The sequence below is a fragment of the Micromonospora sp. BL4 genome (assembly GCF_003667505.1).
In the GTDB taxonomy this organism is placed as follows: Bacteria; Actinomycetota; Actinomycetes; order Mycobacteriales; family Micromonosporaceae; genus Micromonospora.
In genome coordinates this window covers 45,743-68,479 of the sequence record NZ_RCVJ01000088.1, presented here as the reverse complement: position 1 = coordinate 68,479, position 22,737 = coordinate 45,743, and the positions used below count along the sequence as shown (strand labels likewise).

Annotated in this window: 21 protein-coding genes; 14 read left to right on the top strand and 7 right to left on the bottom strand. The window is 71.3% G+C overall.

What is annotated here, in order from left to right; all coding sequences use genetic code 11:
* Positions 1–69 precede the first annotated feature (69 nt).
* Positions 70–1,008 carry an SDR family NAD(P)-dependent oxidoreductase gene (locus EAD89_RS08490; RefSeq protein WP_121675344.1) on the top strand — a complete coding sequence of 313 codons (939 nt, stop codon included), beginning with the start codon at positions 70–72 and terminating at the stop codon, positions 1,006–1,008.
* Between the two features lie 199 nt (positions 1,009–1,207).
* Here the strand turns inward: EAD89_RS08490 and EAD89_RS08485 are convergent, their stop codons facing one another.
* Positions 1,208–1,675, bottom strand: a complete 468-nt coding sequence (locus tag EAD89_RS08485; protein ID WP_147458779.1) for a hypothetical protein — start codon at positions 1,673–1,675, stop codon at positions 1,208–1,210.
* Between the two features lie 244 nt (positions 1,676–1,919).
* Between EAD89_RS08485 and EAD89_RS08480 the strand changes: the two genes are divergently transcribed.
* From EAD89_RS08480 to EAD89_RS30985, 5 genes are all read left to right on the top strand, one after another.
* On the top strand, positions 1,920–3,509 hold the full coding sequence (locus EAD89_RS08480; protein WP_121675342.1) for an MFS transporter: 1,590 nt from the start codon (positions 1,920–1,922) through the stop codon (positions 3,507–3,509).
* Positions 3,510–3,607: 98 nt separating this feature from the next.
* Positions 3,608–4,378 carry a thioredoxin family protein gene (locus tag EAD89_RS08475; protein ID WP_121675341.1) on the top strand — a complete coding sequence of 257 codons (771 nt, stop codon included), beginning with the start codon at positions 3,608–3,610 and terminating at the stop codon, positions 4,376–4,378.
* Positions 4,379–4,441: 63 nt separating this feature from the next.
* Positions 4,442–4,942 carry a hypothetical protein gene (locus EAD89_RS08470; RefSeq protein WP_121675340.1) on the top strand — a complete coding sequence of 167 codons (501 nt, stop codon included), beginning with the start codon at positions 4,442–4,444 and terminating at the stop codon, positions 4,940–4,942.
* 233 nt (positions 4,943–5,175) lie between these two features.
* A complete protein-coding gene (locus EAD89_RS08465; protein ID WP_233578359.1) occupies positions 5,176–7,830 on the top strand; it encodes a glycosyl hydrolase in 2,655 nt (884 codons plus the stop codon).
* Entirely contained in the window at positions 7,809–8,057 is a 249-nt protein-coding gene (locus EAD89_RS30985; protein WP_233578349.1) for a hypothetical protein, read from the top strand. Before EAD89_RS08465 ends, EAD89_RS30985 begins: the two co-directional genes overlap by 22 nt.
* A 61-nt stretch (positions 8,058–8,118) precedes the next feature.
* Here EAD89_RS30985 and EAD89_RS08460 read toward each other — a convergent pair whose 3' ends face one another.
* Complete coding sequence (locus tag EAD89_RS08460) at positions 8,119–9,219, bottom strand: winged helix DNA-binding domain-containing protein (protein WP_121675339.1); 1,101 nt, start codon at positions 9,217–9,219, stop codon at positions 8,119–8,121.
* A 114-nt stretch (positions 9,220–9,333) separates the two neighbouring features.
* Here EAD89_RS08460 and EAD89_RS08455 point away from each other — a divergent pair, with 114 nt between their 5' ends.
* Both EAD89_RS08455 and EAD89_RS08450 read left to right on the top strand, forming a co-directional pair.
* Positions 9,334–10,356: a YafY family protein gene (locus EAD89_RS08455; protein WP_121675338.1), complete on the top strand. Its 1,023-nt coding sequence runs from the start codon at positions 9,334–9,336 to the stop codon at positions 10,354–10,356.
* Between the two features lie 42 nt (positions 10,357–10,398).
* Positions 10,399–10,938 carry a DinB family protein gene (locus EAD89_RS08450; protein ID WP_199733446.1) on the top strand — a complete coding sequence of 180 codons (540 nt, stop codon included), beginning with the start codon at positions 10,399–10,401 and terminating at the stop codon, positions 10,936–10,938.
* Positions 10,939–11,004: 66 nt separating this feature from the next.
* On the opposite strand, the gene EAD89_RS08445 is transcribed toward EAD89_RS08450, so the two are convergent.
* The 5 genes from EAD89_RS08445 to EAD89_RS08425 all read right to left on the bottom strand — a co-directional run bounded on the left by EAD89_RS08445 (position 11,005) and on the right by EAD89_RS08425 (position 16,471).
* The gene (locus EAD89_RS08445; RefSeq protein WP_121675337.1) at positions 11,005–13,158 is read right to left on the bottom strand and encodes an FtsX-like permease family protein; all 2,154 of its coding nucleotides are present in this window, start codon (positions 13,156–13,158) and stop codon (positions 11,005–11,007) included.
* A complete protein-coding gene (locus EAD89_RS08440; protein WP_121675336.1) occupies positions 13,155–13,835 on the bottom strand; it encodes an ABC transporter ATP-binding protein in 681 nt (226 codons plus the stop codon). Before EAD89_RS08440 ends, EAD89_RS08445 begins: the two co-directional genes overlap by 4 nt.
* On the bottom strand, positions 13,832–14,356 hold the full coding sequence (locus tag EAD89_RS08435) for a PadR family transcriptional regulator (RefSeq protein WP_121657115.1): 525 nt from the start codon (positions 14,354–14,356) through the stop codon (positions 13,832–13,834). The genes EAD89_RS08440 and EAD89_RS08435 overlap by 4 nt, the downstream gene beginning before the upstream one ends.
* A 281-nt stretch (positions 14,357–14,637) precedes the next feature.
* Entirely contained in the window at positions 14,638–15,354 is a 717-nt protein-coding gene (locus tag EAD89_RS08430; RefSeq protein ID WP_121675335.1) for an isocitrate lyase/phosphoenolpyruvate mutase family protein, read from the bottom strand.
* Between the two features lie 130 nt (positions 15,355–15,484).
* Positions 15,485–16,471 carry an N-acetylglucosamine kinase gene (locus EAD89_RS08425; protein WP_121675334.1) on the bottom strand — a complete coding sequence of 329 codons (987 nt, stop codon included), beginning with the start codon at positions 16,469–16,471 and terminating at the stop codon, positions 15,485–15,487.
* Between the two features lie 96 nt (positions 16,472–16,567).
* Here EAD89_RS08425 and EAD89_RS08420 point away from each other — a divergent pair, with 96 nt between their 5' ends.
* The 6 genes from EAD89_RS08420 (at position 16,568) to EAD89_RS08395 (ending at position 22,702) form a co-directional block, all read left to right on the top strand.
* Positions 16,568–17,485: a MurR/RpiR family transcriptional regulator gene (locus tag EAD89_RS08420; RefSeq protein ID WP_121657112.1), complete on the top strand. Its 918-nt coding sequence runs from the start codon at positions 16,568–16,570 to the stop codon at positions 17,483–17,485.
* Positions 17,482–18,231: a sugar isomerase domain-containing protein gene (locus EAD89_RS08415; RefSeq protein WP_121675333.1), complete on the top strand. Its 750-nt coding sequence runs from the start codon at positions 17,482–17,484 to the stop codon at positions 18,229–18,231. Before EAD89_RS08420 ends, EAD89_RS08415 begins: the two co-directional genes overlap by 4 nt.
* Positions 18,232–18,292: 61 nt before the next feature.
* Entirely contained in the window at positions 18,293–19,672 is a 1,380-nt protein-coding gene (ngcE, locus tag EAD89_RS08410; protein ID WP_233578347.1) for an N-acetylglucosamine/diacetylchitobiose ABC transporter substrate-binding protein, read from the top strand.
* Entirely contained in the window at positions 19,672–20,580 is a 909-nt protein-coding gene (locus EAD89_RS08405) for a carbohydrate ABC transporter permease (protein ID WP_121657109.1), read from the top strand. Before ngcE ends, EAD89_RS08405 begins: the two co-directional genes overlap by 1 nt.
* Positions 20,577–21,461, top strand: a complete 885-nt coding sequence (locus EAD89_RS08400; protein ID WP_121675331.1) for a carbohydrate ABC transporter permease — start codon at positions 20,577–20,579, stop codon at positions 21,459–21,461. Before EAD89_RS08405 ends, EAD89_RS08400 begins: the two co-directional genes overlap by 4 nt.
* Before the next feature lie 38 nt (positions 21,462–21,499).
* Positions 21,500–22,702, top strand: a complete 1,203-nt coding sequence (locus EAD89_RS08395; RefSeq protein ID WP_121675330.1) for a glycosyl hydrolase — start codon at positions 21,500–21,502, stop codon at positions 22,700–22,702.
* The last annotated feature ends 35 nt before the right edge of the window (positions 22,703–22,737 follow it).

The window sequence follows — 22,737 nt, the reverse complement described above, 5'->3', positions numbered from 1 at the left end:
GACAGAACCTCAGTCCCGACGCGGCTGTCACCGCCGAACGAAGCGACAACGAATCCGAGGAAGCCGATCATGAATGCACAGCGGTTCACCACGCCCTTCGACGCCCGATCCACCGCCGCTGACGTCGTCGCCGGTCTCGACCTCACCGGGCAGCGCGCCATCGTCACCGGCGCCTCGTCCGGCATCGGTGTCGAGACGGCCCGGGCCCTCGCAGCCGCGGGCGCCGCGGTGACCCTGGCGGTACGCGACCTGGTGGCCGGCGAACGGGCGGCGGAGGACATCCGCGCCACCACGGGGAGCCGGCTGATCGGTGTCGCTCCGCTGGACCTCTCCGACCAGGGGTCGGTCGCCGCCTTCGTCAGCGCCTGGGAAGGCCCCCTGCACATTCTGGTCAACAACGCCGGGGTGTCGGCGACCCCCGAGATGCGCACGGCGGAGGGCTGGGAGCTGCAGTTCGCGACCAACCACCTCGGCCACTTCGCGCTCACCAACGGGCTGCACCCGGCCCTCGCGGCAGCCGGCCGGGCCCGCGTGGTGTCGCTCAGCTCGATCGCACACGTGCAGGCGCCGATGGTCTTCGACGACGTCAGCTTCCGCGAACGCCCCTACGACCGTCTCCTGGCCTACGGCGAGTCGAAGACGGCGACCGCGCTGTTCGCGGTCGAGGCGAACAGGCGCTGGGCCGCCGACGGCATCACCGTCAACGCGGCCAACCCGGGCGCGGTCACCACCAACCTGGGCCGCCACCTCACCGAGGAGGACCTGGCGCAGCTTCCGGCGTACGACTTCAAGACCCCGCAGCAGGGTGCGGCGACCTCCGTGCTGCTCGCCGCCTGGCCGCAGCTGGACGGCATCGGCGGTCGGTACTTCGAGGACTGCAACGAGGCGCCGCGCTACAACCCCGAGGCACCGCTTCAGGGCGTCGCCGACCACGCGCTCGACCCCGCGGCGGCCGAGCGACTGTGGCAGGTGTCGCTCGACATGCTCGCCGCCGCACAGCGCGGCTGAGCGACGGCGTCTCCGCTGCCGATAGTTCCGGGGCGTCTCCCGATCCGATGCATCCGACCTTCGGCTTCACCACGATGGTCAACGGCAACAGCAGCGCCCGACCACAGATCCGCTCCTGCACCGCCGGCTGACACCGACGACCGCTGACGCAGTCGTGCCGGGCAGCGCCCCCTGCCCGGCACGACGCACACCACGGTCGTCAGCCACACCACCCCGACCTGTTGTTGCCGGCGTTGGAATCCGTGGGCGGGTAGTAGATGTTGCCGATGACCCAGATGCACTTTCCACTGGCGTACGCGGTCACCGGACCGGCGTAGTACCGGTAGGTGCCGTGGTCCCGGTCGTTCGCCTCCAGCAGCCGACAGTTGCTGACGCCGGACGAACAGACCCACAGCTCGACCGACATGACCTTGCTGACGCCCCAGGTGTTCGCACTCGACACGGTCCGCGCGCAGTTGTGTCCGCCGCTGTAGTAGATCTCGACGTACCCGTACCTCGTGGAGCCGTTGATGGCCACGTCTCCGTACAGGTCGAACCCACCGATCTTGGAACCTGAGCAGGTTCCGGTGGCGGCCTGCGCCGGCGGGCCGGCGAGAAACGCACTCCCGGACACGCCGAGGACAAGCGCGGCGAGTACCGCCATGATCCGCGATCGCAAGGTTGTCAAAGGTGCCTCCGTACTCTCGTGCCCCGCCGGGAGGCGGTTCAGGACCGGCACAGTGAACGTCTGTCCGCAATCGCCGGCCAAGTGATTCGAACGGGTTCGAATCCCCGGTGGGAGCGGCCGCTCCGGAGACCGCGCACAGGTTGTCCGATGCCGGTCGGCCGAAAGCTGGTTGCGTCTGGTCGACCAGCCGGAGTTCGCGCCACCGACGCGCCGAGGCGTCCGCCCGGAAGAAACAGGTATCAGAATGCGCAAGTGGCTGCCGCTGCTGACGGTCTGCCTGGGTACGTTCATGCTCCTGATCGATGTCACGATCGTGATCGTCGCCCTGCCCGACATGGTCGACGATCTGGACGCGTCCTTCCGGGCGTTGCAGTGGGTGATCGACGCGTACGCCCTGGCGCTGGGCGCGCTGGTGCTCGGCGCCGGCTCGATCGCCGACCGGGTGGGGCACCGCCGGGCGTACGTCATCGGGCTCCTGCTCTTCGCGGTGTCGTCGCTGGCCTGCGGTCTCGCGCCGACCTCAGGCGTGCTGATCGTCGCGCGCGCCGTGCAGGGCGTCGGCGCGGCGGCCATGTTCGCGACCACGTTCGCCCTGCTCAACAGCGCCTACGCGGGCCGTGACCGGGGCAGCGCGTACGGCATCTGGGGCGCGGTGGCGGGCGCCTCGGCCGCGGTGGGCCCGATCCTCGGCGGGCTGCTCACCGAGGGCGCCTCGTGGCGCTGGATCTTCCTGGTGAACCTGCCGGTCAGCGTCGTCGCCATCCTGCTGTGTGGCAGGACGCTCCCCGTCGCCCACGCGGCGGTCCGCGGCAGGATCGACCTCGCGGGCATGGCGAGCTTCACCGCCGCCGCGGCCTGCGCGACGTACGCGCTCATCCGGGCCAACGAGGACGGCTGGTCCGCAGCCGTCGTCTGGTGGCTGCTGGTGGTGGCCGCGCTCCTGCTGGCCGGGTTCGTCGCGATCGAGGCGCGCACCCGGCACGCCATGTTCGACCTCGCTCTCCTGCGTAACCGCTCGTTCGTCGCGGTGCTGCTCGCCGGTCTGCTGCTGACGTTCGCGGCCTTCACCACGCTCACCTACACCTCGATCTGGCTGCAGTCCGTGCTGGGACTGAGCCCGCTCGCGGCGGGGCTGACCGGCCTGCCGATGTCCGTCACCGCGTTCGCTGTCTCGGCGGCGCTGGGCCGGGTGCTGCACGGCCGTCGACCGGACCTGGTGATCGGCGCCGGTCTGCTGTTCGTCGGCCTCGGCAGCCTGCTCACCGCGGCGCTCGTGCACGGTACGGCCAGTTGGCCCGCGCTGCTGCCGGGGCTCGCCCTGATCGGCGTCGGCGTCGGCCTCGCGACGCCCATCCTCGGCTCGGTCTCCATGTCCCTGGTGCCCGCCGAGCGCGGCGGCATGGCCGCCGGGGCCGTCAACACCACCCGCCAGTTGGGCTTCGCGTTCGGCATCGCCGCGCTGGGCAGCGTCTTCACCGCCCAGGCGCAGTCCGTCCTGGCCGGCCGTGGCATTCCGGACCCGGCACGGGTCGCGCACGCCATCGCCGGCGGGCAGACACCCGGCCTGCTGCGTGCCGCGCCGGCGGCGGGGCGGCAACTGCTGGACAGCGCGGCGCACGCCGCCGGGGTCGCCGGCGTGCAGGCGACCTTCGTCGTGGCAGGCGTCGTCGGTATCCTCGCCAGCCTGCTCGTGGCCGTCCTCATGCGACCCGGCGGGCCACACACCGTCACCTCGGTGGAACGTCCGGCCGTCCCCCGGGGCCGGGACGGCGACGGCGCTCCCGCCCGGCGGGACGCCCCCGCTCGCTCCGCGGGCGACAGCCGGACGACCTGAGCAGCCCGCGTGCCGGGAGTTGCCAGCCAGCGGGCAGGCATGGTCGCGGCGGTAGCGGGAATCGGAGAGCCGCCAGCAGCACCGACGAAGGAGGCGCCATGACGGACCCCGGGTCGGATCGTGCCCGCCTGCCGGATTCGCCGCTGCGGACGGCGGACGTCGCGCCACCGAACGGCGGCTTCGCCGTCGTGGAGATGTTCACCTCCCAGGGCTGCTCGAGCTGCCCTCCCGCGGAGGAGGTGCTGACCGAGATCGAGCGCGACGCCCGGATGCGCGGGCAGCCGGTCTTCGCGCTCGGATTCCACGTCGACTACTGGGACGACCTGGGCTGGCCCGACCGGTTCGCCGACGCGGCGTACACGGCGCGGCAGGAGGCGTACGCGCGGGCCTTCGGCACCGGGCGCCTCTACACCCCCCAGATGGTCGTCAACGGCACCGTCGAGTTCGTCGGCTCCGACCGTCGACGAGCGGCGACCTCGATCGCGTCGGCACTGACCTCGGCAGCCACCATCCCGCTCACACTGTCGGTCCAGGAGTACTCCGGTGGCACGGGCACCGGGCAGCGGGTGGCGCTAAGCTACGAGACCGGCCGGCCTCCGCACCGTGCGGTGCTGAACGTGGCGATCGTCGAGCGCGGCCTGGAGAGTGCGGTCGCCCGGGGTGAGAATGCCGGGCGGACGCTGCGGCAGGACAACGTGGTGCGGGCTTTCACGTCCGTCGGTGTGGACGCCGAGCGCGGGCGGGTGGAGTTGGAGGCGCCGCCAGACCTTGACCCTCGACAGTCCGCGGTGGTCGGTTACGTCCAGAACGACGGTGACAAGGCGATCGTCGCCGCCGCCGCGGTCGACCTGTCCGCCGTCGCGGGATGAGGGTGGCGTCCCGTCGTCATAGCGCTCTGGCAGAGGCGGTCTCGCGAAGCTAAGGTCCGGAGCATGTCGGGGCGCTGGACGCGAGCACTCGGAATCCTGGCGATCGGGCTGATCCTGGTCGTGTGCTACGGCTGCGTCACCCGCAATCTGCCGGTGTGGGAGATCGTTGCCCTGGGCATCATCGCTGCGATCGGCGTCGTGGCGTGGACGGCGCTGACGGTGACGAAGGCGGTCCGGGAACGCGGTCCCGCCCAGGCGACCGCCACGGCGTACCTGGACGCGCTCGTGGCGGCTGAGTTCGCGGTCGCGTACGAGTTGCTGACCGAGCAGCGTCGGCAGGCCAGCGACCTGCCCACATTCTCCGACCTGCACTCCGGTGGCCAGCGGCTCACCGGCTATTCGGTGGAGGGGACGACGATCGTCGGCCCTGGGCAACCTCGTGCCGAGGTACTGGCGCAGGCCCGCTTCGTCGACGGCGAGGTCGCGCCGCTGCAACTGCTGCTGATCCGGCAGGCCGACGGCCAGTGGCGGGTCGCCGAGGGGCGCACCGGCGCGCGGTGGTAGGTGGTGAGCGCGGTCGGCTGAGGTGTCAGCCGGCGGCGTTAGCGGGTGGGGTGCGGGGCCGAGGGCGTTCAAATCGCGACATGAGCACGCAACCAGCCGGACACATTGACGGAAGTCACGATCCTCGATTACCGTGCCGACTGGGAGAGCGCTCTCTCACCGCACCTTCTTCTCAATCCAGACAACGTGTCGGACCCGGCGAGGCCGGCAACCTGGCACGCGATGGAGGCACCGTGAAACCTCCCGTCCCCCACCGCCGATGGATCCTGGCCGCCGCCACCGCTCTGACCCTGATCGCCGGCGGCCTCACGATCACCCTCACCCGCCCCGCGGTGGCCGCCCCCGTCGGCGCCGGCAGCTACACCACCACCCCGGTCGGACCGCTCCCCACCGGCTGCGGCCAGATGTCGAGCAACCCCCGGCAGTTCGCCACCGCCAACGCGCCAGCCGGTGCCGTGCCCACCAACGACTGGTGGTCCTCGCTGCTCTGGAAGCGGACCGACTGCGCCTTCAGCGAGCCCCTGCACGCCCACCCGATCTCGTACGACACCTTCACCGACGGCCTCGGCTTCTCCGCCAACTCGACGCCCGCCATCAGCGGCACCGCGACCGGGGTCGGCGAGTACCACTACCCGTACGTCCAGGACATCCGCGTCGGCGTCGCCGGGCTCGGCGCGCCCCAGGTCAAGGTCGACGGCTGGACCGACTGGACGGTGAGCCCGCACTGGAGCGACGGCACCCGGACCATGCGTGCCACGATCGGCCACGGCCTGCCCTTCGCGTACTTCCAGACCACCGGTGGGAACGCGGTGATCAGCACGACGGGCGCCCTCGACGTCTGGTCCAACAGCGGCGCCACCATCGGCTTCCGGGTCAACGGCCACGACTACGTCGGGTACGCCCCCAGCGGCGCCAACTGGACCGTCAGCGGCGGCCGGATCTCCTCCACCCTGGCCGGTCGGGGCTACTTCTCCGTCGCCCTTCTGCCGCCGACGTCGAGCACGGCCGAGCGCGCCGACCTGTCCACCACCTACGGGCGGTACGCGCACGCCCACGTCACCGGCACGCAGGTCTCGTACGCCTACAACCCGGCGACCAGCGGGCTGACCACCACGTACGCGTTCACCACGACCGCCCGGGAGGGAACCGCCACGCAGACCGTGGTCAGCCTCTACCCGCACCAGTGGAAATCGCTGACCGGCTCGACTCCGATCACTCCGACCTACCCGTCGGCTCGGGGCCGGATGAAGGTGCTCACCGGCGTCAACCAGTTCCGCACCGCCATGAAGTTCCAGGGCGTCCTGCCAGAACTGCCGGCCGTCGGCGACGGCAGCGGCGCCGACCTGGCGACGCTCACCGGTCACCTCGCCGCCGCCCGAGCGAACCCGATGGACCAGCGCGGCGGCGACACGTACTGGACGGGCAAGGGTCTCGGCCGGGCCGCCCGGCTCGCCGAGGTGGCCGACCTGGTCAACGACACCGCGACGCGCGACAGCGCGCTGAACGCCATCCGCGGCACGCTCACCGACTGGTTCACCGCGTCGAGCGGCAAGACCTCGAAGGTCTTCTACTACGACGCCAACTGGGGCACGCTGATCGGCTACCCGGCGTCGTACGGGTCCGACCAGGAGCTCAACGACCACCACTTCCACTACGGCTACTACATCGCCGCCGCCGCGACGCTGGCGAAGTTCGACCCGGCCTGGGCCGCCAAGAGCCGCTACGGCGGCATGGTGGACCTGCTGATCCGGGACGCCAACAACTACCGCCGCGACGACACCCGCTTCCCCTACCTGCGCGACTTCGACATCTACGCCGGCCACGACTGGGCGTCCGGGCACGGCTCGTTCGGCTCCGGCAACAACCAGGAGTCGTCGTCGGAGGGGATGAACTTCGCCAACGCCCTGATCCAGTGGGGTCAGGCGACGGGCGACACCGCCGTCCGCGACGCCGGCGTCTTCCTCTACACCACCCAGGCCGCGGCGATCCAGGAGTACTGGTTCGACGTCAGCGACCAGAACTTCCCCGCCGCCTTCGGCCACTCGACGGTCGGCATGGTCTGGGGTGACGGCGGCGCGTACGCCACCTGGTTCAGCGGCGAGCCGGAGATGATCCAGGGCATCAACCTGCTGCCGGTCACCGGCGGACACCTCTACCTCGGCAACAACCCGGCGTACGTACGGACCAACTACGCCGAACTGGTCCGTAACAACGGCGGGCAGCCGACGGTGTGGCAGGACATCCTCTGGCAGTTCCAGGCGCTCGGCGACGGCGACGCCGCCCTGGCGAACCTCCGCGCGAACCCCGGCTACACCCCGGAGGAGGGAGAGAGCCGGGCGCACACCTTCCACTGGATCCGTAACCTCGCGGCGCTGGGCACCGTCGACACGACGGTGACCGCCAACCACCCGCTGACGGCGGTGTTCTCCCGCAACGGGGCGCGCACCTACGTGGCGTCGAACCCGACCGCGACGCCGATCACGGTGACGTTCTCCAACGGCACGACGCTCACCGTGGCGGCCGGACGCACGGCCACCACCGGGGCGTACACCTGGAGCGGCGGCAACGCGGCCGGCGGCGTACCCCCGGGGGTACGCCGCCGACGACCCCGCCGCCGACAACCCCGCCGCCGACAACCCCGCCTCCGTCCGGCTCGCCGACGCGGTACCTGCTGCCCGGTGGCGGCCTGGGCGCCGCCGGCGGCGCGGCAACGACCACGGTCGCGGCGGCCAACGGAAACCACGACGGTACGCCGACCAACCCGCAGGTCTTCACGGCGACCGGCCTCAACCTCGCCTACGCCGGCGGACAGACCGCGTTCGACCTGTTCCTCGACGCCGGCACGGCGGTCGGTAACGGCGTGCAGGTGCGGATCTCCTACGACCTGACGGGCAACGGCAGCTGGGAGCGGGTGGAGACATCCCGCTACTTCGCCACCGACCCGGTCCCCGGCTACGAGCACTACACGCAGAGCACCGGCCTGGCCTCGGCAACCGGCACGTTGGGCGCGCTGAGCAACGGCACGGTCCGGGTGGAGGTCTGGTCGGCGATCGGCAACAACCCGAGCACGGTGGGCATCGGCAACCAGTCGGTGCTCCGGCTTCCCTACTCCTGATCGTCCGTGCGCGCCGCCGCCGGTCCGCTACGGCCGGCGGCGGCGCGTCGCACGCCCGTGCTCATGTTGGGAACGGGGTGACCTGCACCCGGTGGCTCTCCTTGTCGGAGAGGAACGACGCCAACTCCCGCCCCTGTTCGGCGACGGCTTCGCGGTCGGCTCGCGAGAGGCTGCGCAGCGGGGTGACGGTCACGGTGCCGGCCTCGACGCTCCAGGTCGCGGCGACCCGACCGTCGACCAGGACCGCGCGTTCGCCGGCCACCGACAGGCCGCGGTGCGCGTCGTCGATGATCCGGCTCCGATCGTGGTAGCCGAGTATCGCGTTGTCAAAGGCCGGCAGGAACCGGACCGGTGCGGGTGTGTCCGGGTCGGGGCGCGGCGCCTCGGGAAGGTCCAACAACTCGCGGCCGCGCTCGTCGCGGAAGGTCACCAGCTCCCCGCGCAGCGCGGTCACCGCGGCCGGCAGTCCCGCGAGGCCGCTCCAGGCGCGCAGGTCGGCCGTGGCCGCGGGGCCGAAGGCGGCCAGGTAGCGGCGTACCAGCACCTGGCCGACCGGATCGGTGCCCTCCGGCGCCGGCGGGTCGATCTCCCGGCCGAGCCAGGAGGAGAGCAGGGCGTAGCGGGCGCCGGCCCTCGTGCGCCACACGCCGCGCGGTGGCAGTTGCACCATCGGGATCAGCGCGGCGACGAGCATCTCACCGATCGGCCTCGGCCCCGGCGCCGGCCAGCGCTCGGTGAGGGCCCGCGCGAGCTCGCTCATCGTGCGCGGCTCGTCGTCCGCCATCACCGAGCGGCCCGCCGCCGCCAGCTCGTCGAGGTCCATCCCGTCGAGTTCTCGGCGGTAGGTGCCGAGCACCCGTTGGCGCAGCATGGCGTCGTGGCGGGCCCGCCAGGCCACGACGTCGTCGGCGGCGAGGAGGTGGACGGTACGACGCATGAGGTGCGTCCGCACCACGCTCCGGCGGGTCAGCAGGTCCGAGAGCACCGCCGGGTCGAACGCGCGCAGCCTCGACCAGAGCCCGACGTACGGTTCCTGCGGTTCCTGCGCCTGTAGGCCGCCGAGGTGCGCGACGGCGTCGAGAACCGGCACGTCGGCGCGATCGAGCAGTAGCTGTCGGGCGAGCGTCGCGCGATTGAGCGCGCGGGTGTCGAGCACCGTCATCGGATGGCGCCTCGGAGGGCTCGTCGGCCCATCGCCTGGGTGGTGGACATACGAGCAACGGTCGCAGGTGTAGCGGCCAGGATCTGGCCTCTTCTCATGGCAGTATCGGGACTCGTGCTGAAGACCTCAGCGCGGCTGCTGTCGTTGCTCTCGCTGCTCCAGGCGCGCCGGGACTGGCCGGGCGCGTTGCTGGCCGAACGGCTGGACATCAGTCCGCGCACCGTGCGCCGGGACGTCGACCGCCTGCGTGAGCTCGGCTATCCCATCGTGGCCACCAAGGGCCCCGACGGGGGTTACCGGCTCGACGCGGGCAGGGACCTGCCGCCTCTGCTGTTCGACGACGAGCAGGCCGTCGCCCTCGCCGTCGCACTCCAGATCGCCACCACCGCCGGCGCCGGCATCGAGGAAGCCGCAGCGCGCGCGCTGCACACCGTCCGGCAGGTCATACCCGCACGACTGCGCCGTCGCATCGACACCATCCAGGTCACCGCCGTCGAGCGGCCCGCGGCCCGATCGAACCCACCGGCCGACAGCGGCGTGCTCATGGCGCTCAGCGCCGCCGTCCACGCCCGCGACGTGCTGCGCTTCGACTACGACCCCGCATTCGCGCCAGCCGCCGACGGTGACGATCAGGCCGACACCGCGCCACGCCGGGTGCAGCCGCACCACGTCGTCACCTGGGGTGGGCGCTGGTACCTCGTCGCCTGGGATCTCGACCGCGACGACTGGCGCATCTTCCGCGCCGACCGGATCACGCCCCGCACCCCCACCGGTCCTCGCTTCACCCCACGGGAACTACCCGGAGGGGACGTGGCCGCCTTCGTGGTCAGCAGGTTCCAGGGCCCCGAAGGGTGGCCCTGCCGAGGTGAGGTGATCCTGGACCTCCCCGCCGACGTCGCCGCCCGCTACACCAACGACGGACTCGTCGAGGCCCTCGGCCCGGACCGCTGCCGGCTCGTCGTCGGCTCGTGGTCCTGGGCCGGCCTGGCCGCCGCCATCGGTCGGTTCGACGCCGACATCGAGATCGTCGGGCCGACCGAGCTCAGAGACGCCTTCGCGCACCTGGCCCGCCGCTATGCCGACGCCGCGGCCGGCGGGCCGCCCACGCCACCTCGACCGGCCCGGCCGAGCCGGTAACCCGCTTGCATCCGTCGCGGCTTGTCGACAGGGTCGGGAGCCATGAGCGACATGTGGGTGGACCCCGCCGACGATCCACGAACCTCCGGCAACCCCAAGGGTGAGAAGGCGACCCTGCGGGAGTACCTCGCCAACTACCGGCTGACCCTGGAGATGAAGTGCGGCGGTCTCGACGCCGAGCAGCTCGCCCGCCGCTCGGTGCCGCCGAGCACCATGAGCCTGCTCGGCCTGGTCCGGCATATGGCCAAGGTGGAGCACAGCTGGTTCCAGCGCGTCCTGCAGGGCAGAACCGACCAGCCGCGCCTGTTCAGCCGCGACGACGACCGGGACGCGGACTTCAACGACGCCGTCGCGGACCCCGCGGTCGTCGAGGAGGCGTTCGCCACCTGGAAGGCGGAGATCGCGGCGGCCGATCAGTGGCTCGACGCGCTCGACGAGGACGACCTCGGGCGTGAGGTGCCCCTCGGCGACGGCACGGTCAGCGTCCGGGACGTCCTCGTGCACATGATCGAGGAGTACGCGCGCCACGCCGGCCACGCCGACCTGCTGCGCGAGTGCGTCGACGGCCGCATCGGCCAGTGAGCCGGCGCCCGGCCTCCTCGCGGTGACCGGAGCGGCGGGGGCGTGTGTCCCCCGCCGCTCGCGCGGTCACTCGCTGCGTGCCGTTTCCGGGCCGGTGATCCTTTCCAGCAACGGCAGGGTGGACGCGATGATGCCGAGGCAGGCGGCCAGGCCGACGATCACGATCGCGTAGAACTCCGGGCCGGGGGCGGTGAGCGCGTAGTCCATCTGCGCCTTGAGGAACAGCTGGGCGGCGACGAAGCCCATGCCGATCGCGACCACCGAGACGGCGAGCATCGGTACGGTGCTCTCCAGGGCGACGACGCGGCGCAGGACCCGCACCGGCGCGCCGCTGAGGCGGAGCAGGCTGAACGGCCGTCTGCGTTCGCTCAGACCGCCCACCACGCTGACCGCCAGGCTGCAACCGGCCAGGCCGAGGCTGGCGACGATGATGACGTTGGCCAACTGCTGCCAGCCACGCAACTGGTCGGCGAAGGACGATTCGAACTCACCGGGCACGCTCGGGGCCACCCAGAAGTCCGGGAAGGCCCGCGAGAGGACCGTACGCGACCGTTCCAGCGAGGTCGCCGAACCGTCCGTGCCGACGACGATCGACGCCACCGGCAACCGCTGGAGGTCGTCGAGGGAGACGGGCGCGGCGGGCCAGACCCGGGTGGCGGACGCCGACCCGTCGAACGGGATGAAGTTGTGGGCCACCGCCGCCACGGTGGCGCCGTCGGCGCATCGGCCGTACGCCGCGGGAATGTCCGTGCACGCGAGCACGCCGGGATCGGCCATCCGGTCCGGGTTCCGGTGCACCGCCGTCGCGCTGCGTACGCCCGGGATCGAGCGCAGCTCGACCAGCAGTGTGTCGGGCACCGAGAGCTCGTCGTCGGAGAGGCCGGTGGAGAGGGTGGCGGCATCGGTCGAGCCGACCGGGGCCGGGCCACGGTTGGCGACGATGGTGGTGATGACACCGATCGACACACTCGTGACGAAGAGCGCGAGCATGATGCCGCTGATCGCCCGGAAGCCCGCCTTCGGGTTGTCGGCCAGGCGTCGCGCCGCGATGAGCGCTGCCGGGCGACGGGCGCGGTTGGCCAGCACACGAGCGCCGACCATGGTGAGCCACGGGCCGGCGAGGACCAGACCGGCCATGATGAGCAGGAGGCCGGGCAGGAACGCCGCCGTCTGGCCGTCCGACGTGACGGGCCGGCGGCCGATGAAGTACGCCAGCTCGGCCACCCCCAGCACGAGGGGGATCAGCCGGTACGCGCTTGGTGGCCGGGGGGTGACCCGCCGCGTGACGCCGAGCGGGGAGATCCGGACGCGCCGCAGCGAGACCCACGCCGCCAGCGCCGCGCCGGCCGGAACGCCGAGCGCGACCACCAGGACGTCCAGTGGTCGCAGGACCATGTCGCCGGGGAAGAAGCGCATGCCGGTGAACGGGATCGCCGCGAGTTGGCCGCGGAACGCGTAGAACAGCGCGAAACCGAGGGCGGTGCCCGCGACGGCCGCGGCGGCGGCCTCGGTCGCCGCGATGATCGAGATCTGCCGGGGCGTCGCGCCGACCAGACGCATCGCCGCGAACCGGTGCTCCCGGCGGGCGGCGCTGAGCCGGGTGGCCGTACCGATGAAGATCAGTACCGGGAACAGCAGCCCACCGGCAACCACGCCGAGGATGAGGTCGACGACCGTCTCCGGCAGCGCGGGGGTTTCGGCGCCGACGCTCGTGAGCTGGCGGACGTTCGGCAGCGCGGCGGCGTCGTCGACGGTGTGGCCGACGAGAACGACGAGGGCGTCGGGCGAGGGCAGGGCCGCGTCGCCGATCGTGCCGAGGCTCCGCCCGGGGTAGCGATCAGCGAGTTCGGCGGCGGGGGTCGCGGCCAGCAGCTCGGTGAGTTCCGGTGAGACGTAGTATTCCCCCGGCCCCGGGGTCTTCGGGATGCCGACCGGGGTCGGCGAGCCCGGCCCGGAGGCAGCGACGTCGATCCGTACGATCTGCTCGCCGCGGAAGTAGTCGTCGCGCGTGGACCACCACAGTGGATCCGCGCTGCCGTCCGCCGACGCACTGGGATAGAGCGATGCGTACCGGGTGAGCTGCGCGTTCACGGCGTTGAGCCCGGCGAGGGTGACGAGCAGCAGCCCGGCGCCGACCGCGACGGCGGTCGCGATGATGATGAGGCGGGTGAGCGCCTCCCGCCCGCCGGCCACGGCGAGGCGGAGCCCAAAGCGAATCATGACGCGATCCGGTCCGGCGCGTTCACGCGGCCGTCGCGCACCATGACCTCACGGTCGGCGTACGCGGCGACCCGCGGTTCGTGGGTGACCAGGATGACCGTGGTGCCCTGCTCACGGGCCGCGGTGACCAGCAGGTCCATGACCTGCTCGCCGGTGAGCGAGTCGAGTGCGCCGGTCGGCTCGTCGGCGAAGAGCACCTCTGGCCCGGCGACCAGACCTCGGGCCAGGGCGACCCGCTGGGCCTGCCCCCCGGAAAGCTCGCCCGACCGGCGCTGCTCCAGCCCTTCCAGGCCGAGCCGCTCGAACCAGCCGTGGGCCTTGCGCAGCGCCTCGGCCCGGCCGGTGCCGTTCAACAGCAGTGGCAGTGCCACGTTCTCCGCGGTGGTCAACTCGGGGACGAGCTGACCGAACTGGAAGACGAACCCGAAGCGGTCCCGGCGCAGGCTGCTGCGTCGGGCCTCGGTCAGGGAATCGACCCGGGCCCCGTCGAACAGGACCTCGCCGGAGTCCGGAACCAGGATGCCGGCCAGGCAGTGCAGCAACGTCGACTTACCCGAGCCGCTGGCCCCCATGATCGCCACGATCTCCCCGGACTCGACGGCGATGCTCGCGCCCCGGAGCGCGGGTGTCTGGCCGAACGAGAAGACGACGTTCCTCGCTTCGATCGCGATGGTCATGGCCGTACCGCTTTCCTCAGGGCGTCCAACCGGGCGCCGGTCATCTCGATCCACCTGAGGTCCGCCTCCAGGTGGTACAGGCCGTGATCGGCCAGCAGCGCGTCGACGAGGTTGCCGGTGCGCTTGATGTCGGTGAGCTCACGCATCCGCTGAAGGTGCGCGCTGCGCTGGGTGTCGAGGTATTCGTCGGCGGGACGGTCCAGCATCAGCGCGAGGACGACCTTGGCGAAGAGGACGGTCTGTAGATGCGGTTCCGGCTCGACCGGCTGGGTCAGCCACTGCTCGACCTCGGTGGCGCCCAGGTCGGTGATGATGTAGCGCTTGCGGTCGGGCCCTTCGCCGGGGCCCACCTCGCTGATCACCACCTTGCCGTCGCGAGCCAGGCGGCTGAGGGTCGAGTAGACCTGGCCGAACGGCAGCGGCTTACCGCGACCGAAGTAGGTGTCGTACTCGCGCTTGAGGTCGTACCCGTGGCTGGGCTCGCGGTCGAGCAGGCCGAGGAGGGTCAGAGGAACGCTCATGGCAGCACCATACACCGGAGGTATACACCGCGTATATATCTTCGGTTTCGACGCCCGCCAGGGGTGAGATGGGTGGGGTCCGGTCGGGGCGGGGTCGCCCTTCCAGGCAGGCGGTGTTGCGAGCGGTATACCTGGGAGTCATAAATATGACCCTGAGGTATACCGCTCGTTGGCGACCCATGCCCGACGTCGGCTCGTCGGCGAGTCGAGCTGTCGGCGTTGGCGCTGTCGGCGCTGTCGGCGCTGTCGGCCAGGGAGGATGCGACCCGGACCGCCGGACGTCAGACGCGCAGCGCCGCCGCCAGCTCGCCGATCGCCCGCGCCGCGTACCGCTGCATCCCCGGGCCGAAGGTGAGACGGGTGGCGCCCAGCCGTCCCAGCTCGGCCACGGACTCCTTGTTCGGCTCGGCAGCCATGTTGATGGGGCCCGCAATGCCCTCCCGCAGCAGCGGCAGCACCTCGGGCGGTGCCATGAGCGGGTACACGCAGTCGGCGCCGGCGGCCACGTACAGGCGGGCGCGGGCCACCGCGTCAGCCGGATCACCCGTCCCCACCAGGAAGGTGTCGACGCGCGCGTTGATGAAGAGCGCGTCGCCCGCCTCCGCACGCACCTCGGCCAGCCAGTCCGCGTGCCGCTGAGGGTCCTTGAGCGTGGCGTGGCCCTCGGAGTCCTCCAGGTTGCAGCCGACGGCGCCCGTCTCCAGGAGCCGCCCGACCAGCTCACTGGGGGCGAGGCCGTAACCGCCCTCGATGTCGGCGGACACGGGCACGGAAACGGCGCGGACGATCCTCGCCACCGCGGCGAACATCTCATCGGGCGGGGTGGCGCCGTCCTCGTAGCCGAGCGACGCGGCGATCCCGGCGCTCGGTGTGGCGAGCGCGGGGAAACCGGCGTCGGCGAAGATCCGGGCGCTGGCCGCGTCCCACGGCCCCGGCAGCACGAGCGGGTCGCCGCTGGCACGGCCGTGGTGCAGGGCGCGGAAGGTGGCGGCGGTCATTTGACGTCTCCCGAGGATCGCGGTGGTGGCACAGACGTGCCAACGCTACGCGCCGGCCTCTCTCACCAACCCGCCGCACGACCCCTTCGGCCACGTCACGGCGCTCGGCCGGGTGCAGTTGGGCACCGCTTCAGGGGATCACCTGGCGCGCGCCGCCGCCCGCCGCGCCGGGGAGCGGCCCAGCCGCGGGGACCACGTCCAGCAGCATGCGGGGGTGCAGGCGCGCCGCCTCCGCCGGGTCGGTGACCTGGCGCAGTGCGAGCCAGGCGGCCCCGACGGCCGGATCCCGGGCGGTCGCAACCGGGCCGGCGAGGGTGGCCAGGACGGCCGCTCGCACCGGGGTGGTCCTGGTGAGCAGGCTGCCGGCGAGCACGACCGGGCCGTCCGGCGGGCCGAGCTCACCGAGGGTGGCGACGAGCCGGGCGGCGGCGTCGGCGGTCAGCCGCTCGGCGAGGGGGTCACCGGCCACGGCGCACGCGCACACCAGGGGTGCCAGCGCGGCGAATGCCCCCGGCTGCTGACGGCCAGCCCAGTGCACGAGTTCGTCGCAGGTGGTCGCCCCGGTATGCGCCGCGATCGTGGCCGCCAGCCCGGTGTCCACGGTCGGCGTGGACCAGGCCCGGGCCACCGCGCGGACGGCCTGGAGTCCCAGCCACAGGCCGGAGCCCTCGTCGCCCAGCAGCCAGCCGAGACCGTCGGCGGTGCGGCCGACGCGCCAGTTGTCGATGCGGGCGGCGACCGCGCCGGTGCCGGCGATCAGCACCGCGCCCGAGTGCGCCGGGGTGCCGGCCGCGAAGGCCGTCACCGCGTCTCCGACGATGGCGACCGGACAGGTCAGGCCGCACTCCGTCCACGCGCGGTCGAAGGCCGCCGCGATCAGCGGATCCACCATGATGCCGGCGCCGGCGATGCCCACGACGCCGGCGCGCACGGATGCGGGGTCGTGGCCGCCCAGGGCCTCCCGCACCGCCGCGCCGATGGAGCGAGCGGCCGCCGGGCCCGTCGCCGTCGGGTTGCCCGGGCCCGCCGAGCCGCGTCCTGTCACGGTGCCGTCCCGGGTCACCACGACCGCGCGGGACGCCGTGCCACCCGCGTCGACACCCAGTACCAGCACCATGCGGCAGATCGAAGCATAGAAAGTTCTTGTTGACTAGACGCACGAGCGGTCGTAATTTTCATTACCAAAGCGAGTCGATGAAAAGGACGATCACTGGTGACGGGTGAGAGTGGCGGGCTGCTGGTGCGGCTCCGCATGGAGGGGCCGGCCATGCCGGAGGCTCTGGCGAAGATCGCCGAGGCGATTCTGAGTGATCCGGAGACGGCGGCCCACGCCAGCATCGTCGATCTGGCCGAGCGGTCCGGGACGTCCACCGCGACGGTCACCCGGTTCAGCCGCGCCCTCGGCTTCAAGGGTTACGCGAACCTCCGCGTGGCCGTCGCGACCGAGACCGGCCGGGCCGAGCAGGCACGCTGGGAGACCGACATCTCCGGGGACATCGCACCCGACGATCCCCTCGGCAGCGTCCTCGACGTGATCACCGCCGCGGACACCCGGGCCATCCAGGCGACCGCGTCCGGCCTGGACACTGCCGCGATCGAACGCGTGGCGGCCGCGATCGCCGCCGCCGGCCGAGTCGAGATCTTCGGGCTGGGCAGCAGCGGCACCGCGGGCAGCGAGATGGCGTTCCGGCTGGAACGCATCCGCGTTCCGGTGCGGTACCGCGCCGACACGCACACCGCCCTGACCAACGCCGCCCTGCTCGGGTCGGGCGACGTCGCGATCAGCCTCTCCCACTCGGGCCGGACCCGCGAAGCGATCGAGGTGCTCGCCGAGGCCGCCGACCACGGCGCGCTGACCGTGGCGGTCACGTCGTTCGCGCGTTCGCCGCTGGCCGAGGTCGCCGACGTCGTCTTCACCACCTCGGTGCACGAGACCACGTTCCGGCTCGCGGCCCTGTCCGCCCTGCACTCGCAGCTGCTGATCCTCGACCTCATCTACGTCGCCGTCGCGCAACGCACCTACGAACGCACCGCCGAGGCGCTCGAACTGACCGTACGGGCCGTCGACGCGCACCGGGTGCCGGAGACCACCGCCAACCGCAAGCGAGCACGGAGGGAAAAGCCGCTGTGACGATCACAAGCGCCGACTACGTCGAGGTCATCACCAAGGCCATCGAACGCGTCAGCACCACCCAGGGCGACCGGGTGGCGCAGGCCGCCGACCTGCTGACCGCGACGCTTCAGGCCGGCGGGGTGATCCAGGCGTTCGGCTGCGGACACTCCGAGGCCCTCGCCATGGAGATCGCCGGCCGGGCCGGTGGCCTGGTGCCGACCAACAGGATCGCCCTACGCGACATCGTCCTGTACGGCGGCGAGCCGACGAGTGTGCTCAGCGACCCCCAACTCGAGCGCACGCCCGGCATCGCGCACCGCCTCTACGACCTCGCCCCGATCAAGCCCGACGACGCATTCGTCATCGCCTCCAACTCCGGCGTCAACGGCGCGGTGGTGGAAATGGCGCACCTGGTCAAGCAGCGCGGGCACGCGCTGATCGCGATCACCTCGGTCGAGCACTCGACCCGGGTCGAATCCCGGCACGACAGCGGGCTCAAGCTCGCCGACCTCGCCGATGTCGTGCTCGACAACGGCGCACCGTACGGCGACGCGTCCCTCGACTACGGCAACGGCGCCGTCGGGGCCGTCTCGTCGATCACCGCGGCACTGCTGGCTCAGCAGATCGTCACCGAGGTGGTGGCACGGCTGCTGGCACTCAATGTCACCCCGCCGGTCTACCTGTCCGACAACGTGCCGGGCGGGCGGGAGCACAACAGACACATCGAAGCGCGGTACGCCGGGCGCATCCGGCGTACCGCTTAGGGAAAAGGCCCAGCTGATGAACCCTTCACCCCTGTCCGGACCGTACCCCACGAGACGAACTGTGCTGCGCACGGCGGTGACCGCCGGTGTGGCCGTACCCCTGCTGAGCGCCTGCGTGACCAGTGGCAGCGACGACGATGACCCGGCCGCCGGCAACACCGGCGCCAAGAGCGCCGACAACCCGCTGGGAGTCAAGGCGGACGCGCCGCTCGAGGTCGTGATCTTCAAGGGCGGGTACGGCGACGAGTACGCCAAGCGCGCCGAGACGCTCTACGCCCAGAAGTACGCGGGCGCGAAGATCGACCACCAGGGCATCCAGAAGATCGGGGAGGCGTTGCAGCCCCGGTTCGTCGCGAACACCCCGCCGGACGTCGTGGACAACACCGGCGCCAGCCGCCTCGACATCGCCACCCTGGTCTCCGCCGGTCAGGTCAGCGACCTGAGCCAACTGCTGGACGCTCCCGCCTACGACGATCCGAACAAGACCGTCCGCGACACGCTGCTGCCCGGCGTCGTCGACGACGGCACGTTCGACGCCGTGCCGCTGACCCTGAACTTCACCTACACCGTCTGGGGTCTCTGGTATTCCAAGCCGCTCTTCGCGTCGAAGGGCTGGGCCTTCCCCAAGACCTGGGAGGAGATGCTGACGCTCTGCGCGACCATCAAGGCGGCGGGCCTGGCACCGTGGACGTACCAGGGGAAGTATCCGGAGTACATCAACGATCCGCTGCTCAGCATGGCCGCCAAGACCGGCGGATTGTCGCTGGTCAAGGCCGTGGACAACCTCGAACCGAACGCGTGGAAGGCCCCCGGTCTGATCGGCGCGGCCGAGGCGTTCGCGGAGCTGGCCGGCAAGGGCTACATCATGTCCGGCTCCGAGGCGCTGTCCCACACCGAGGCGCAGGCGGCGTGGTCGCAGGGCAAGGCCGCGTTCATCCCGTGCGGCTCGTGGTTGGAGAGCGAGCAGAAGGGCGTCACGCCGGCGACGTTCGACATGGTGATGGGTCCGGTGCCGTCGCGGACGACGGCGGACGCGCTGAAGCAGACGGCCGTGCAGGCGGCCAGCAGCGAATCGTTCCTGGTGCCGGCGAAGGCGAAGAATCCCGCCGGCGGCATGGAGTACCTGCGGATCCTGTTCTCGAAGCAGTCGGCGAAGGCGTTCGCCGAGACTGCCGGGACCCTGCCCGCGGTGGCCGGCGCCACCGACGGTCTGACGCTGAGCAGTGGCCTGGGCTCGGTCCGCGACGCGGTCCAGGCGGCGGGGAACGAGACCTTCACCTACCGGTTCCGCACCTGGTACGCGCCGCTGGCCAAGGCGGTCGACGACGCCACCGGTGAACTGGTGAACAGGCGTAGCACCGCCGCCCAGTGGTCGGACCGGATCCAGAAGGCGGCCGACGCGCTGGCCAAGGACTCCTCGGTGAAGAAGTACACCCGCTGATGAAGCACGGTCGGTGGCGGTTCCTGGCCGGCGCGCTGGTGCCCGCGCTGGTGCTGCACGCGGTCTTCGTGCTGTCGCCGTACGCGCAGGCCTTCTACCTGTCGCTGACCGACTGGACCGGCGTCGCCGGCGAGGCGCGTTTCGTCGGGGCGGGCAACTACGCCCGCCTCGGCGGCGACTCCCTGTTCCTGGACGCGGTCCGCAACAACGCGGTGATGCTGGTGGTGGTGCCACTGGTGACCATCGGCATCGGGCTGTTCCTGGCGAGCATGATGCACCTGGGCGGCCGCGGTGGGCGACGGGCGATCGCGGGCTCGGGCGCGTACCAGATCGTGTATTTCTTTCCGCAGTTGTTGTCCCTCGTGGTCATCGCGGTGCTGTGGGGGTTCGTCTACAACCCGAACAACGGCCTGTTGAACGGGGCGCTGCGGTCGGTCGGCCTGGACGGGCTGACCCGGAGTTGGCTCGCGTCGCCGTCCCTGGCGTTGGTGGCGGTGATGGCGGTGCTGGTCTGGTCGTCGGTCGGCTTCTACGTGGTGCTGTTCAGCGCCGCCATCGACAGCATTCCCCGGGAGCTGTTCGAGGCCGCGTTGCTCGACGGGGCCGGTGGCTGGGCGACCTTCCGCACGGTGACGTTGCCGCTGGTCCGGGAGAGCGTGCAGGTCGCGTTCGTGTATCTCGGCATAGCGGCCCTGGATGCCTTCGCCGTCGTACAGGTGATGACCGTCGGCCCCGGCGGCCCGGACGGCGCCACCGAGGTGATCGGCCTCTCGCTCTACCGCAATGCCTTCCAGTACGGCAAGTTCGGCTACGCCTCGGCCATGGGGGTTGCCCTGTTCTTCGCCACGTTGACCCTGGCCGTGCTGGCGCTGCGGTCGGGCCGCAGGGAAAGACTGGAGCTGGCATGACCCTGACCCGTGAGCGCACGGTCGCCGCCGCCCCGCCTGCCCCGGGGCGTCGTGCCCGGCGCTCCCCCGCCGCCTTTCCGGTGCACCTCGCCATGCTGTCCTGGGCCGTCGTCACCGCGTTGCCGCTGCTCTGGGCGGTGGTCAGCTCCTTCAAGACCGACAACGAGATCCTCAACGAGCCGTGGTCCCTGCCGGCCTCGCCGCAACTCGACAACTGGTCGCGGGCGTGGACGCAGGCCAGCATCGGCCGGTACTTCCTCAACAGCGTCATCGTCGTGGGTGGCGCGCTGTTGCTGACCATGCTGCTGGGCTCGCTGGTCGCCTACGCCCTGGCGCGCTACGAGTTCCGCGGCAACCGGCTCATCTACTACGTCTTCGTGGCGGCGATGTTCTTCCCGGTGTTCCTGGCGCTGGTGCCGCTCTTCTTCGTCGTCCAACAGTTGGGACTGCTGGGCACGTACCCCGGTCTGATCCTGGTGTACGCGGCGTACGCCGTGCCCTTCACGGTCTTCTTCCTGCACGCGTTCTTCCGCACGCTGCCCGGTGAGGTGGCGGAGGCGGCGTTCATGGACGGCTGTTCGCACAGCGGGGTCTTCTTCCGCGTGATGCTGCCGATGGCCCGGCCGGGTCTGGTCGCCGTCGGCATCTTCAATTTCCTCGGGCTCTGGAACCAGTACCTGCTGCCACTGGTTCTCAACCCCGACCCGGACCGGTACGTCCTGGCACAGGGTCTGGCCGCCCTGTCGGTCAGCCAGGGGTATCGCAGCGACTGGAGCGGTCTGTTCGCCGGCTTGACCATCGCCATGCTGCCGGTGCTCGTCGCCTACGTCGCGTTCCAACGGCACATCCGCGCCGGTATGACCGCCGGCGCGGTCAAGTAGGTCCCTTCTCAATCCCCACCCAACGGAGGTCCCGGCTCATGTCCATCGACAGACGTAGATCTTTAGGGTTCGTGGGAGCTGCCGCCCTGCTCGGCACGCTGGCAGTCTTCACCAGCGCACCCAGTGCGTCCGCCGCCGAGTGCGGCTACCTGTTCGACGACTTCTCCTACACCTCGTCGAGCGACAGTTCCCTGACCGCGCACGGCTGGACACCGCGCAGCTACTCCGGCGGCCCGGGCGTGCCCGGGGCGACCTGGTCCCCGAACAGCATCACCTTCCCCACGGCCGACGGCCAGAAGGTCATGCAGCTCACCGCCTCGACCGACGGCACCGGCGCCGGCACCAACCAGGCGGAGCTGTACAGCACCCAGAAGCGCTACCTGGAGGGCACCTACGCCAGTCGGGTGCGTTTCACCGACACGCCGGTCAGCGGGAACGACGGCGACCACATCAACCAGACGTTCTTCACGATCAGCCCGTTGAACGGCGACCTCGACCCGACGTACAGCGAGTTGGACATCTCCGAGTACCTGCCCAACGGCGGATGGGGCGAGACCGGTCCGATCAACTACCAGACCACCTGGTACACGTACCGCAACGAGCCCTGGTACGCGGACAACGTGCACTCCGAGCAGCGCCGCAGCCTCAACGGCTGGCACGACCTCGTGGCGACGGTGGCGAACGGCCACGTCATCTACTACATCGACGGCGTGCAGGTGGGCGACCACTCGGGCAAGTTCTACCCCCGGCAGACGATGACGATCAACTGGAACCTCTGGTTCATCGACACGGCGGCCCACTCGGGCGGGCTGAGCACCTACATCCAGCAGGTCGACTGGGTGCTGTTCGCGAAGAACCAGGCACTCACCCCGGCGCAGGTGACGGCGAAGACGGCGGCGTACCGCTCGGCGGGCAGCACGTTCGCCGACACGGTCGACTCGACGGGTGGCTGCTCGAACCCGCCGACGAACCCGCCGACGACGACGCCGCCCACCACGACGCCTCCCACCACGACGCCTCCCACCACACCGCCGCCGGCCGGCAACTGTTCCACCGCGCCGGAGTGGTCCTTCGGCACGGCGTACACCGGGGGCCAGACGGTGAAGCACGAGAGGAGCAGGTACGGCGACCCGAGCGGTCCGCCGTCCGGTGACGGCAAGCACCTGTGGCGGGCGCGGTACTGGACACAGGGGTCGGAGCCGGGCTGGACACAACAGTGGGAGGATCTCGGCCGCTGCTGAGGCGGACGGCGTCCGCAGAGGAAGGGCACGGGCGG